General features: G+C 71.9%; 7 protein-coding genes. 4 read left to right on the top strand and 3 right to left on the bottom strand.

Features of this window, described 5'->3' with window-relative positions:
• A partial coding sequence (locus tag ACZ6CL_RS21060; protein ID WP_468937640.1) for a beta-ketoacyl synthase N-terminal-like domain-containing protein occupies positions 1 to 4,313 on the bottom strand: 4,313 nt, incomplete at its 3' end.
• Positions 4,314 to 4,550: 237 nt separating this feature from the next.
• Between ACZ6CL_RS21060 and ACZ6CL_RS21055 the strand changes: the two genes are divergently transcribed.
• Entirely contained in the window at positions 4,551 to 5,603 is a 1,053-nt protein-coding gene (locus ACZ6CL_RS21055; protein ID WP_468937639.1) for a 3-dehydroquinate synthase family protein, read from the top strand.
• Positions 5,604 to 5,655: 52 nt separating this feature from the next.
• Here the strand turns inward: ACZ6CL_RS21055 and ACZ6CL_RS21050 are convergent, their stop codons facing one another.
• On the bottom strand, positions 5,656 to 6,513 hold the full coding sequence (locus ACZ6CL_RS21050; protein ID WP_468937638.1) for an ROK family protein: 858 nt from the start codon (positions 6,511 to 6,513) through the stop codon (positions 5,656 to 5,658).
• A gap of 354 nt (positions 6,514 to 6,867) precedes the next feature.
• On the opposite strand from ACZ6CL_RS21050, the gene ACZ6CL_RS21045 reads away from it, so the two are divergent.
• The 3 genes from ACZ6CL_RS21045 to ACZ6CL_RS21035 are packed head-to-tail and all read left to right on the top strand — an operon-like array spanning position 6,868 to position 9,823.
• Entirely contained in the window at positions 6,868 to 8,034 is a 1,167-nt protein-coding gene (locus ACZ6CL_RS21045; RefSeq protein ID WP_468937637.1) for a DegT/DnrJ/EryC1/StrS family aminotransferase, read from the top strand.
• On the top strand, positions 8,031 to 9,152 hold the full coding sequence (locus ACZ6CL_RS21040; RefSeq protein ID WP_468937636.1) for a Gfo/Idh/MocA family protein: 1,122 nt from the start codon (positions 8,031 to 8,033) through the stop codon (positions 9,150 to 9,152). The genes ACZ6CL_RS21045 and ACZ6CL_RS21040 overlap by 4 nt, the downstream gene beginning before the upstream one ends.
• Positions 9,149 to 9,823 (top strand): HAD-IA family hydrolase, encoded by a 675-nt coding sequence (locus ACZ6CL_RS21035; protein WP_468937635.1) that lies wholly within the window; start codon positions 9,149 to 9,151, stop codon positions 9,821 to 9,823. The genes ACZ6CL_RS21040 and ACZ6CL_RS21035 overlap by 4 nt, the downstream gene beginning before the upstream one ends.
• A gap of 84 nt (positions 9,824 to 9,907) precedes the next feature.
• Here ACZ6CL_RS21035 and ACZ6CL_RS21030 read toward each other — a convergent pair whose 3' ends face one another.
• Positions 9,908 to 12,682: a helix-turn-helix transcriptional regulator gene (locus tag ACZ6CL_RS21030; RefSeq protein WP_468937634.1), complete on the bottom strand. Its 2,775-nt coding sequence runs from the start codon at positions 12,680 to 12,682 to the stop codon at positions 9,908 to 9,910.
• Between the last annotated feature and the right edge of the window lie 160 nt (positions 12,683 to 12,842).

Here is a 12,842-nt window from a genome sequence, read left to right as displayed (position 1 = left end):
GCCTCCACCATCTTGATGACCCCGGCCACACCCGCCGCCGCCTGCGCATGCCCGATGTTGGACTTCAGCGAACCCAGCCACAGCGGACGGTCCTCCGCACGCTCCTGCCCGTACGTCGCCAGCAGCGCCTGCGCCTCGATCGGGTCCCCCAGCGACGTACCCGTCCCATGCGCCTCGACGGCGTCGACGTCGGCGGGGTTCAGCCCGGCGTTCGCCAGGGCCTGCCGGATCACCCGCTGCTGCGAGGGGCCGTTCGGAGCCGTCAGTCCGTTGGACGCGCCGTCCTGGTTGAGCGCGGATCCCCGTACCACGGCCAGCACCTGATGGCCGTGCCGCCGGGCGTCCGACAGCCGCTCCAGCAGCAGCAGTCCGACACCCTCGGACCAGCCCGTGCCGTCAGCGGCCTCCGCGAACGCCTTGCACCGGCCGTCCACCGCGAGACCACGCTGCCGCGAGAACTCGATGAAGCTCCCCGGCGTCGCCATCACGGCCACGCCACCGGCCAGGGCCAGCCCACACTCGCCCGAACGCAGCGCCTGCGCCGCCAGGTGAATCGCCACCAGCGACGACGAACACGCGGTGTCCACCGTCACCGCAGGACCCTCGAAACCGAAGGTGTACGACACCCGGCCGGACACCACACTGCCCGCACCGCCGACCCCGAGGTAGCCCTCGATCTCCTTGGGCGGCCGCCGGACACCGGAGGTGTAGTCGTGGTACATCACCCCGGCGAACACGCCGGTCCGGCTGCCGCGCAGCGTCGCGGGGTCGATCCCGGCGCGCTCGAAGACCTCCCACGAGGTCTCCAACAGAAGCCGCTGCTGCGGATCCATCGCCAGCGCCTCACGCGGGCTGATCCCGAAGAAGTCCGCGTCGAAGCCCGCCGCGTCGTCGAGGAATCCGCCCTCACGCACATACGAGGTCCCCGGCGCGTCCGGATCCGGGTCGTACAGCCCCGCCAGGTCCCAGCCACGGTCCGCCGGGAACCCCGAGATCCCGTCCGCGCCCTCGGACACCAGCCGCCACAGCTCCTCCGGCGAGCCGACCCCGCCGGGCAGACGGCACCCCATCCCCACGATCGCGATGGGTTCGTCCGCCGCGGACGTGGCGGGCAGCGCGACGGCCGGTGCCACGGTGTGTTCGCCGAGCAGTTCCGCGCGCAGCCATCGCGCGAGGGCGAGGGGGGTGGGGTGGTCGAAGGCGAGGGTGGCGGGCAGGCCGAGCCCGGTGGCCGACTTCAGCCGGTCGCGCAGCCCGACCGCCGTGGCCGAGGTGAAGCCCAGGTCGCTGAAGGCCCGTTCGGCGTCGATGTCCGCCGCCGGGAGACCGAGCACCTCGGCGGCTTCCACGCGCACGGTAGCGAGCAGCGCGGTGGTCCGTTCGGCCTCGGGGAGCGCGGCGATCCGCGCACGCAGTACGGACGCGGCGGGGTCGCCGGACGCGCCGGGCCGGGCGGGGGCGTCGATCAGGCCGCGCAGTACGGCGGGGACCGGGCCGTCGCGCAGCGCGGCGTGGTCGAGCTTCAGCGCGACGAACGCCGCCTCGTCCCGCGCGCAGGCGGCGTCGAACGCCACCAGCGCCTGCTGCTCCGGAAGCGCTCCCGCTCCGGCCGGTACGGCACCGCCCGGGGTCTCGCCCTGCCACGGTCCCCAGCACAGGGACAGGCCGGGCAGGCCGAGTGCGCGGCGGTGGTGGGCCAGCGCGTCGAGCGTGGCGCCGGTGGCGGAGTCCTGGTGGGGTGTGGTGGCGCCGAGGGTGCCGGTGGCGGAGGAGAGCGTCACGAACAGGGACAGTGCGCGGTCACGGGTGAGTTCGTGCAAGGCGAGCGCACCGTCCGCGGCGGCCCCGGGCCCGGCGTCCCCCGTCGTGTGCACCACGGCGGTCAGGGGTGGTTCCGCGGCGTCCAGGACGGCGCGCAGCGCGGTGCGGTCCGTCGGGTCGCAGATGGCGACGGACACCTCGGCTCCGTCGCCGGTCAGCTCGGTGCGCAGGTGCTCGGCCGCCTCCTCCCCGTGTCCGGGTGCGGTGATGAGCAGCAGGTGGCGCACTCCGTGCGCGGCCACCAGGTGGCGGGCGACGGCGGCGCCCGGTGCGGTGTCCGGTCCGCTGATCACCACGGTGCCCCCGGGATCGAGTGGCGGCGCGGGCATGTCGTCGGGGTCCAGGGACACCCGGGCGAGCCGGGGCAGCAGGGTGACGCCGGAGCGCACCGCGAGCTGCGGTTCGCCGCAGGACACGGCGGCGGTCAGCGACGCCGCGGACGCCGGGCCATCCGTGTCGGTGTCGATCAGGGCGATGCGGTCGGGGTGCTGGGTCTGCAGCGACCGGACCAGACCCCACAGGGGTGCGGAGGCGAGGTCGGTGACGTCCTCGTGCCCGCCGGTGGCCACCGCGCGGCGGGTGACGACGACCAGCCGCACGGAGCCGAGCCGGTCGTCGGCGAGCCATGACTCCAGACCGGCGGCCACGTCACCGGCCCATCGCGGGGTCGGCTGAGGGTGAGCGGGGCCGCGGGTCAGGTCCAGCAGCAGCACATCGGGCACCGTGCCGTCCGCCGCGGCCACCACCGCGGCGCGCGCGGCCGCGAGGTCGGGGTGGACGTCGTACGGCGCGCCCTCGGCGTCCAGGTGCGCGGACAGGCCGAGCGGGTCCGTTCCTCCGGCCAGGGACCAGCGGTGCGGCGGTTCCGCCGTGGGCGCCAGGGGTGTCCGCGGGATCCAGTCGACGCGGAACAGGTTGTCGTGGTGGCCGCTGCTGGACGCGCGCAGCCGGGCACGGACCTCCAGCAGCTTATGGCGGGTGATCTTGCCCGAGGCGGTCCGCGGGATCGCGTCGATCTCGTACAGCTCTTCGGGCACCTTGAAGTACGACAGCCGGTCGCGCCACGCGGTGAACAGCCGCTGGGTGTCGATCCCCTGCGGCCCGGGCACGACGAACGCCACCGGGACCTCGCCCAGCAGGTCGTGCGGCTTCCCGACCACCGCGACGTCGGCCACGCCCGGGATCGCCCGCACCACCTCTTCCACCTCACCGGGGTGGATGTTCTCCCCGGCGCGGATGATGAGTTCCTTGATGCGGCCGGTGATGGTGAAGTACCCGGCCTCGTCGCGGCGGGCGAGGTCGCCGGTGTGGTACCAGCCGTCCTTCAGGGCGGCGGCGGTGGCGTCGGGCTGGTTGTGGTATCCGGCCATGACGCTCGGGCCGCGCACCCACACCTCGCCCTCCTCCCCGTCGGCGACGTCCTCGCCGCGCTCGGGGTCGACGAGCCGTACGCCGAGCCCGGGCACCGGAAGTCCGCACGAGCCCTCCACCCGGGCGCCGACGGGCCAGTTCACGGTGATGGAGCCGCAGGTCTCGGTGGATCCGTAGGCGTCGATCAGCGGAACGCCGAAGACCTCCTCGAACGAACGGCGGAGCGCGGCGGTGGTCACCGCGCCACCGACGAGGGCCACCCGCAGGTCGGGCGCGGTGAAGCCGTGGTCGCGCGCGGCGTCGAGCAGGTAGTGCAGCAGGGTGGGGACTCCGGCGAGGAGGGTGGCCCGCTCCTCGGTCAGGGCGCTCAGGACGTCCTCGGCGGAGAGCCCGTCGACGATGCGGGCGGTGGCGCCGACGGAAGCCACCGAGAGCACACACGCGATGTGGGACAGGCTGTGGAACAGGGGCAGCGGCCACACCACCCGGTCCTCGGGGCCGAGCCCCGGCACGGGCACGTAGCAGGCGGCCACCGACCACAGGCAGTTGCGCTGGCTGGACAGCACGCCCTTGGGCTTACCGGTGGTCCCGGAGGTGTAGAGCATCCACGCGAGGTCGTCCAGACCCAGGTCGTCCCTGGCGGGCGTGGCGGGGTCGGTGGACACGAGGGTGCCGTAGGGCAGGAAGCCGGACGGCAGGCCGGGGGTGGTCTCGTCGTGGACCATCACCACCGTCAGATGCGGGCGCGCGGGCAGCAGTCGGCCGAGCTGCCCGGCGTGGGCGTGATCGGTGATGATCACCCGGGCGCCGCTGTCGTCGAGGAGGTGCGCCAGTTCGGCGTCGGTGCTGCGGGGGTTGATGGGGACGCCGACCGCGCTGGCCCTGGCGATCGCGTAGTAGCACTCCACCGCCTCGACGCGGTTGCCGAGGCATATCGCGGCCCGGTCGCCGGGCTGGAGGCGCAGTTCGGCGAGGTGTCCGGCCAGCCTGCGGGTACGCAGCTCCAGTTCGGCATAGCTCACGCTGCGGCGGCCATCGCGGTAGGCGGGTTTGTCGCCGAACCGCCGGGCCTGCGTAACGAGCAGCTCGTGCAGCGGGCGGATCAGCTCCGTGCGCAACATGTCGTTATCCCTCCGGACGGACAAGAGACGGGCATGCCGCGGTGGCAGAAGGTCGCCTCAACCCGTCCCAGTCTCGTCATGGCGGGCCCCGAATTACCCCCTGATCACCCCCCTATGTCATCCCTAACTTGCTGGGTGAGACAGGTAATGCCGCGGTCAATGGATGGGGGTGGCGCCCCGGCACTACATTCGACGCGGGGAATTCCCGGCCATCGCTCATGGAGGGACTGACAGCGCATGACGACGTCCACTGGTCCGCATACCCGCGTCATGGTGGAACTCGGTGACCGTTCCTATCCCGTCGATATCGGGTCCGGGGTCAGGAATTCGCTGAACGAGGTGATCGCGGGGCTCGGTGCGCAGCGCGTGGCGATGGTCTCCGCCCGGCCAAAGGACTGGCTGCCCGATCCCGGAGTTCCGTCGGTGGTTCTGCGGGCCCGCGACGGCGAGACGGACAAGACGCTGTCGACGGTGGAAGAACTGTGCCGCGAGTTCGTCCGTTTCGGCCTGACCCGGTCGGACGCGGTCGTATCCTGCGGCGGTGGGACCACGACCGATGTCGTGGGGCTGGCCGCGGCCCTGTATCACCGGGGCGTCCCGGTGGTGCATCTGCCGACCTCGCTGCTGGCCCAGGTGGACGCCAGCGTCGGCGGGAAGACGGCGGTGAACCTCCCCGAGGGGAAGAATCTGGTGGGCGCCTACTGGCAGCCCGCCGCCGTGCTGTGCGACACCGACTATCTCCAGACGCTACCGGCGCGGGAAATGCTCAATGGCTACGGAGAGATCGCCCGCTGTCACTTCATCGGCGCCGGTGACCTGCGCGGGCTCACGCTGTCGGAACAAATAGCGGCGAGCGTGGCTCTCAAGGCGTCGGTGGTTTCCGCGGACGAGCGGGACTCCGGGCTGCGTCATGTGCTCAATTACGGCCATACCCTGGGCCACGCACTGGAAATCGCCACGCGTTTCGCGCTGCGGCACGGTGAGGGGGTGGCGATCGGGACGGTTTTCGCCGGTCGTCTCGCCCTGGCCCTGGGCCGGATCGACGAGGCGCGGGCGGCGGAGCACCTGGAGGTCGTACGGAGCTACGGACTGCCGTACGCGCTGCCCGCCGGCGTCGACCCGGGGCGGCTGATCGATGTGATGCGGCTGGACAAGAAGGCGACGGACGGGCTCACCTTCGTCCTGGACGGGCCCGGCGGTCCCGAGCTGGTCTCCGGGCTCGCCGAGGAGACGGTCGCGGCGGTGCTCGCCGCCATGGACCGGGAGGACCGGGACGCCGCGGAGGACTAGAACCGCACCGCGCGAGACCGCCGGTCGCCGCGTGAGACGGCCGCGGCCGGGATCAGCCGGGTAGTCCCCTGGCCAGCAGGACGGCGCCGTGCAGCGAGGACAGCCCGCCGAGCGCCGCCGGGCGGACCGTCGGCAGCGGATGCCCCGGCCGTTCGAGCGCCGCCGTCCGCTCGGCCACCACCGTCACCAGCTCCGGCATGGCAGCCGCGAAGCCCCCGCCGATCAACACCAGCGAGGGACGGACCAGTTCGGATATGCCGGTCACGGCCGCGGCCAGGGCCGCGCCACTCTCCCGTAGCACCGTCACGGCCCATGGATCCCCGCGCCGCACGGCGTCGCGCAGGCCGGTGAACGTCACCTCCCCGCCCCGGCGGCGGGCGGCCCGGCGCAGGGTGGCCGGGCCGGAGGCCACCGCCTGGACGCAGCCGCGCCGACCGCAGTCGCACGGCGGCCCGTCCCGGTCCACGACCATATGGCCGACCTCGCAGGAGCCGCGGCCCATGCCGGGGAGAGGGGCGCCGTTCAGCACGATGCCACCGCCGACACCGGTGCCGACACCGAGGTAGAGCAGGTGGGGGCAGGCCGCCGCGTGTGCTTCGGCGAGCGCGGCCAGATCGCCGTCGTCGGCACAGCCCACCTCGGTGTCGTCGCCGAACAGCGCGGACAGCGCGCCGCGCAGGTCCAGTCCGGCCCACGCGGGGCGCCCGGGCCAGGCGGTGACCGTGCCGGTGGCGTCGAGGGTGGCGGGCATGGCGACACCGACGCCGGTGAGTCGCTCGGGGTGGCCCGCCGTCAGCTCCGTGACGTGGTGCGCCAGCAGATCCAGGTCATGGCCCGCGTCGCCGGTGGCGGGCCAGTGGAAGGCGGACTCGCGGATGCTTGAGTCGTCGTGTTCGAGGCGCAGCGCCACCTTGGTGCCGCCGACGTCGATTCCCAGGTAACTGATGGCTGCCTCCCGGCGCGTCAGGCCGCGCCCAGAGGTGAGACAAATGCATGGCCATCATCAGGGCGGCCGGATTGCGGCCTGCTCAATGCGCACCTCACCATGCGGACTTGGCTTGGCTGAATTACAGCGTCTAAACACAGAAGTGCCTTTTATAGCACGGCAATCGTGCGGGCGACGTGAGAAATGAACCACGCACGTTCCTAAGGGGGGGCATAGGGGGGTCATCAGGGGAATGACGATTGCCCATGCGCCGGTTAGCGTGCTATTGCGATCGACCGCCGGAAGCTGTCTCCATAACGCATAAAGGAGTAGGGAATCATGGGTAATGGTGTGCGACTGGGATCAGAGCTCCCGGCGTGGCCGCAGTACGGCGACGAGGAGCGCGACGGTCTGATCCGGGCCCTGGAGCAGGGCCAGTGGTGGCGCATCGGGGGCAGTGAGGTGGACGCCTTCGAGGCCGAGTTCGCCGCGGCCCACGGCAGCGAGCACGCGCTCGCGGTCACGAACGGGACGCATGCGCTGGAACTCGCCCTGGAGGTCATGGGTGTCGGCGCCGACACCGAGGTGATCGTCCCCGCGTTCACCTTCATCTCGTCCTCGCAGGCCGCGCAGCGGCTGGGCGCGGTGGCCGTCCCCGTGGACGTCGATCCGGACACCTACTGCATCGATCCCTCCGCCGTCGAGGCGGCCATAGGCCCCAAGACCCGTGCCATCATGCCGGTGCACATGGCGGGTCAGATGTGCGACATGGACGCGCTGGACAAGCTGTCGGCCGACTCGGGCGTGCCGCTGGTCCAGGACGCGGCACACGCGCACGGCGCCCAGTGGCGCGGCAAGAAGGTCGGTGAGCTGGGCTCCGTGGCGGCATTCAGTTTCCAGAACGGGAAACTGATGACCGCCGGAGAGGGCGGCGCCGTGCTGTTCCCCAGCGCCGAGCTGTACGAGCGGGGCTTCGTACGGCACAGCTGCGGACGTCCGCGCACGGACCGCGGTTACTTCCACCGCACCTCGGGTTCCAACTTCCGGATGAACGAGTTCTCCGCGTCGGTGCTGCGCGCCCAGCTCGCCCGGCTGGAGGACCAGGTCACCACGCGCGAGCAGCGCTGGCCGGTGCTGAGCCGACTGCTCGCCGAGATCCCCGGTGTCGTACCGCAGTCGGTCGACGAGCGGGGCGACCGCAATCCGCACTACATGGCGATGTTCCGCATCCCGGGCATCACCGAGGAGCGGCGCGCCAAGGTGGTGGACATGCTCATCGAGCGTGGGCTGCCCGCGTTCGTCGCCTTCCGCGCCGTCTACCGTACGGATGCCTTCTGGGAGGTCGCGGCCCCGGACCTGTCGGTGGACGAACTCGCCCGCCGCTGCCCGCACTCCGAGGCGCTGACCCGGGACTGTGTGTGGCTGCACCACCGGGTGCTGCTGGGGAGCGAGGAGCAGATGCACGAAGTGGCCGCCGTCATCGCCGATGTGGTCGCGGACGCATGAGCGTCCCGGCGGTCGGTGAGAAACCGATCAGAACCGCCGTGGTGGGGCTGGGCTGGGCGGCCCGCTCGATCTGGCTGCCGCGGCTCGCCCGCCACCCCGCCTTCACCGTGACCGCCGCGGTGGATCCCGACGAGAGCAGCCGCGCGGCCGTCGCCACGGCGGAGGGCGCGGAGGGGCTGCCGGTGCTGGCCGCGGTCCACGACATCGACCCCGCCACGGTGGACCTGGCCGTGGTGGCAGTGCCCAACCATCTGCACTGCGCGGTCGCCCGTGAGCTGCTGGCCAAGGGCATTCCGGTGTTCCTGGAGAAGCCGGTGTGCCTGACGTCCGAGGAGGCCGAGCAGCTGGCCGACGCGGAGCGCTCCGGTGGCGCGGTGCTGCTGGCGGGCAGTGCGGCACGCTACCGCGCCGATGTGCGCGCGCTGTATCAGATCGGCGCCCGGCTGGGCCGCATCCGCCACATCGAGCTGGCCTGGGTGCGCTCGCGCGGCGTACCCGACCGGGGTGGCTGGTTCACCCAGCGGGCGCTCGCGGGCGGCGGGGCGCTGGTCGATCTGGGCTGGCACCTGTTCGACACCGCGGTTCCGCTGCTCGGCTCCACCGAATTCCGGCACGCCGTCGGCACGTTGTCCTCCGACTTCATCACCGAGCGGTCCTCGGGGGCCGCGTGGCGGGGTGACGACGACGGTGGCGGAACCCTCGGGGGCGGCACCGACGTCGAGGACACCGCGCGCGGATTCCTCATCACCGAGGACGGCCGTTCGGTCGTCCTGCACGCGAGCTGGGCGTCGCACGAGGCGCTCGACACCACCCGGATCACCATCGACGGCAGCGGGGGCAGCGCGACGCTGTGCTGCACCTTCGGGTTCAGCCCGAACCGTCTGGAGCGGTCCACCCTGACCCGCACCGTCGACGGCAGGACCCTGCCGGTGGCCGTGCACACCGAACCGGTCGGCGCGGAGTACGACCGGCAGCTCGACAGCCTTCCCGCGCTGCTGGCCGACCCGGCGGAGCGGGGCCGGGCGATCGCGGAGGCCCGGCGGGCCATCGGCGCCATCGAGCGCGTCTACACCTCGGCCCGGGCCGCCCGGAAGCCCCGGCAGCGGGAGTACTCATGAACAGCCAGCCCAGCGGCCACCGCGCCACCCCGGTCACCTCGGTGGTCTTCGACCTCGACGGGGTACTCGTCAACAGCTTCGCGGTGATGCGCGAGGCGTTCACCCTCGCCTACGCCGAGGTCGTCGGCGAGGGCGAGCCGCCCTTCGAGGAGTACAACCGGCACCTGGGCCGGTACTTCCCGGACATCATGCGGATCATGGGCCTGCCGCTGGAAATGGAGGCTCCGTTCGTCCGCGAAAGCTACCGGCTCGCCCACCGCGTGGAGATGTTCGACGGGGTGCCCGAGCTGCTGTCGAAGCTGCGGCACCGCGGGCTGGGGCTCGCGGTGGCCACCGGGAAGAGCGGGCCCCGGGCACGTTCGCTGCTCGAAGGGCTCGGCATCCTTCCGCTGTTCGACATCGTCCTCGGCTCGGACGAGGTGGCACGTCCCAAGCCCGCGCCGGACATCGTGCTGAAGGCGATGGCGGCGCTGGACGCACGGCCCGAACGGACCGTGATGGTCGGGGACGCGGTCACCGACCTGGCCAGCGCGCGGGGCGCCGGGGTCACCGCGGTGGCCGCGCTGTGGGGTGAGACGGAGGAGGAGACGCTGCTGGCGGCGGAGCCCGACGTGGTTCTGCGCAAGCCGGCCGAACTGCTGTCGCTGTGCCCGGCGGTGGCGGTTCCGTAAGGGCTCCTGCCCGCCAGATCCACACCACGCCAAAGCCAACGCCGGGACGGTGTTCACCGTCCCGGCAGCGGCGTTTCTCGCGCGTCAGGCCCGATGGGCGACATCGGCCCGCAGGCAGTCCGGCAGCCCTTGGCGGCTCTTGATGGCGAGCTTGCGGTAGACCCGGGTGAGGTGTTGCTCCACCGTGCTGGGGGTGATGAAGAACTTCTCCGCGATCTCGCGGTTGGTGTATCCCATCACCGCCAAGGAGGCGATGCGGCGCTCCGAGTTGGTGAGCGAGGCGATCGCCGCCGCGAGTCCCGGCTCGGCGCTCTCGTCGTAACCGCGCATGTCGGGAAGGAGTTCCTGGCACAGCGGCGCCGCCTTGCACATGTTCGCCACATGCCAGGCCCGGCGCATGACCATGCGCGAACGGCGGTGCTTGCCCAGGGTGTGGTGGGCGCGGCCCAGATCGGCGAGGGTCCTGGCCAGCTCGAAGTTGTCACCGGCCGCCTCGACGATGTCAGCGGCCTCGCTGAGCAGCTTCGTACGCTGGCCGGGCGAGCTGAGGATGGCCAGCAGCCGCAGCGACAGCCCGCGGGTGACGGTGTCGTTGACGCCGGGCAGCGCGAGCTGGTCCTTGACCAGCCGTTTGGCCTGGTCGCGGTTGTTCTGCCGCAGCCACGCCTCCGCCGCGCTGGTGCGCCAGGGCACGATGCCGGGCAGGTCGAGTCCCCAGCCGCGCATGAGGTCACCGCAGGTGAGGAAGTCGGCGAGCGCGGCGTGGGTGCGGTCGGTGGCGAGGTAGTAGTGGCCCCGCGCCTGGAGGTAGTGCAGTCCGTAGCGGCTCTGGAAGAGGGCGGCCGGAAAGGACTGGCCGACCAGTTCGGCGGCCGTCTCCAGGTTGCCCATCCTGGTGTGCGCCAGGATCAGACAGCCGAGCGGCAGCCCGACCGCGGTGCCCCATCCCCGGGCGGACACCAGGTCCAGCGCTGCCTGGGCCTGGTCCACCGCGGTCGGCAGATCCCCCTTGCGGAGCGCGATCTCCGCCTCCACGGCGGCGTAGATCGCCTGCCGGGTCGGCGTGGCGGCGGGGTCGCGTCTGTCGTCGGCGTTCCGGCAGCGTGCCGTGGCGGCGCTCAGTTCGCCGCTGTAGACCAGGCTGAGCAGGGCGAGCAGCGTGGACTCCTCCGCCCAGGGGGAGTCGGGGTGCAGACCGGACTGCCCCAGTGCCCGGGTGGTCCTCTCCCGGGTCTCGTGGCTGTGCCGGTGGATGAGCCCGCTCGACAGGACGGCGACCGTACGCAGTCCCGGATCCGCCCCCTTGGCCGCCGGGGTGCTCGGCGCGCCGGCCGCCGGAGCGGCGGTGCCGTGGAGTCTGCCCGCGAGCGGCGGATACGCGCAGGCCAGCCATGTCTCCAGGTCCCGCACCTCGTCCCCGGGGTCGCCGGAGGGCTCGCGCGCGATGTCCCGTACGAGGGCCAGGAGATCGGCGGCCTCCTGGGCCCGGTCCAGCCACAGGAGCTGGCGGATGAGGGGAACCATGGCGCGGAGGCCGAGTCCCCCGCCCCTCGCCGCGGCCGTCAGCGCCGTGAGATGGCGGGCGGAGGCGGACGGGTTGAGCTGCCATTCGGCCTGGGCCAGCTTGGCCCGGATCGCCGTACGGGCTCTCTCGTCCGTGCTCGACCGCCGGGCCAGCTCCAGACAGTCCACCGCCAGGCGTACCTCGCCGTGGAGCGACGCGTGTCCCGCCGCCTCCAGCAGCAGGGCCGTCGCCCACGGGTCCTGGACCTCGCCCGCTCTGAGGAGATGGCGGGCGACGGCGACCGGTGGGGCGCCCTGACCGTGCAGCAGCCGGGCGGACTGATGGTGGAGGCTCGCCCGGTCCGGTGCGGGCAGGTCGTCGAGGATGGTGCGGGCGATGGTGGGATGGCGGAAGCGGCCGTCCCGGAGCATTCCGGTGTCGGCCATGACCTGGAGGGCCCGGCCGACGCACGTTTCGTCGGTGTCCAGCAGGGTGGCGAAATCCTCCAGCCAGAGGTCGTCGCCGTGGACCGCCATGGCCCGCGCCACGGACAGCATCGCCGGATCGCTGCGGTACAGGCAGGACAGCAGGGCCCGTCCGTACGCGTTCTGAGAGCCGTCACCGCCTCCGGCGTCGTCGTCGATCAGCGCGTGCAGCAGGAGCGGATTGCCGCCGCTGAGGTCGTGGAAGTGCTGGGCGGCGGTGTCGTCGGTCTCCTTCGCGAGCCGGCTCCGCAGCACATCGCGCACGCCCGCACGGGTCAGCGGCGCCAGCGGGAGACGGACGGACTGGGGCTGCCGGACGATTTCCGCGTGGAAGGGCGAGTGCGCCGGTCCCGGCTCGGGCTGTTCGCCGAGGAGAAGGAGAATCCGCGCCGAGCCCAGTCTTCGGACCAGGTGCAGCAGACATTGCCGCGACGCCTCGTCCGCGTATCCGATGTCGTCGACCGCCGCCACGATCGGGACCTCGGCCGATAACTCGATGAGCGGGCCGAACAGGTCATAGTGGATCTGCGCCCGGTGGCGGTCCACGGCCTCCCGGGTGGAATGCGCGGTCGCGGAGACCATGAGTTCGCGCAGGACCGAGGCCGTCCGTTGGCGGAGGCCTGACGGCAGGCCGGGGCTGGCGAACAACTGGCTGATGACGCCGAAGGGCAGATCACGCTCCCCGGGAGAACACGTTGCCGTCACGGAGATGGCATCAGCCCTCAGCGCACGATCGGCCACGCTGCGCAGGAATTCGGTCTTCCCGAACCCTATGGCACCCTCCAGCAGGACGACCCGGCCCGTCCCCATGGCGCAGTCCCTGAGCCAGCCATCGACCCGCATGAGCTGCTCATTTCGTTCCACCAGCACCCATAACCTCCTGATTCACTCACGACTCGATGATATGAATCCAGTAGGACTAATCTCCCTAGTTTTCGTCGCCAGGTAGCGGGTAATCACCCGCGTTATCCTGACCTGCCATTCCATAGCGTGAATGGCGGAAAACACCTCTTGCGTGGCGGTGTGGTAT

Source organism: Streptomyces sp. NPDC041200, assembly GCF_055591805.1.
Note: the sequence above shows the minus strand (reverse complement) of the source record. Positions and strands in the feature narration are given on the sequence as shown.

What these genes read in the sequence shown, in the direction of transcription:
- ACZ6CL_RS21055 (WP_468937639.1), top strand. Translation starts at nt 4,551, where the DNA reads ATGACGACGTCCACTGGTCCGCATACCCGCGTCATGGTGGAACTCGGT.
- ACZ6CL_RS21045 (WP_468937637.1), top strand. Translation starts at nt 6,868, where the DNA reads ATGGGTAATGGTGTGCGACTGGGATCAGAGCTCCCGGCGTGGCCGCAG.
- ACZ6CL_RS21040 (WP_468937636.1), top strand. Translation starts at nt 8,031, where the DNA reads ATGAGCGTCCCGGCGGTCGGTGAGAAACCGATCAGAACCGCCGTGGTG.
- ACZ6CL_RS21035 (WP_468937635.1), top strand. Translation starts at nt 9,149, where the DNA reads ATGAACAGCCAGCCCAGCGGCCACCGCGCCACCCCGGTCACCTCGGTG.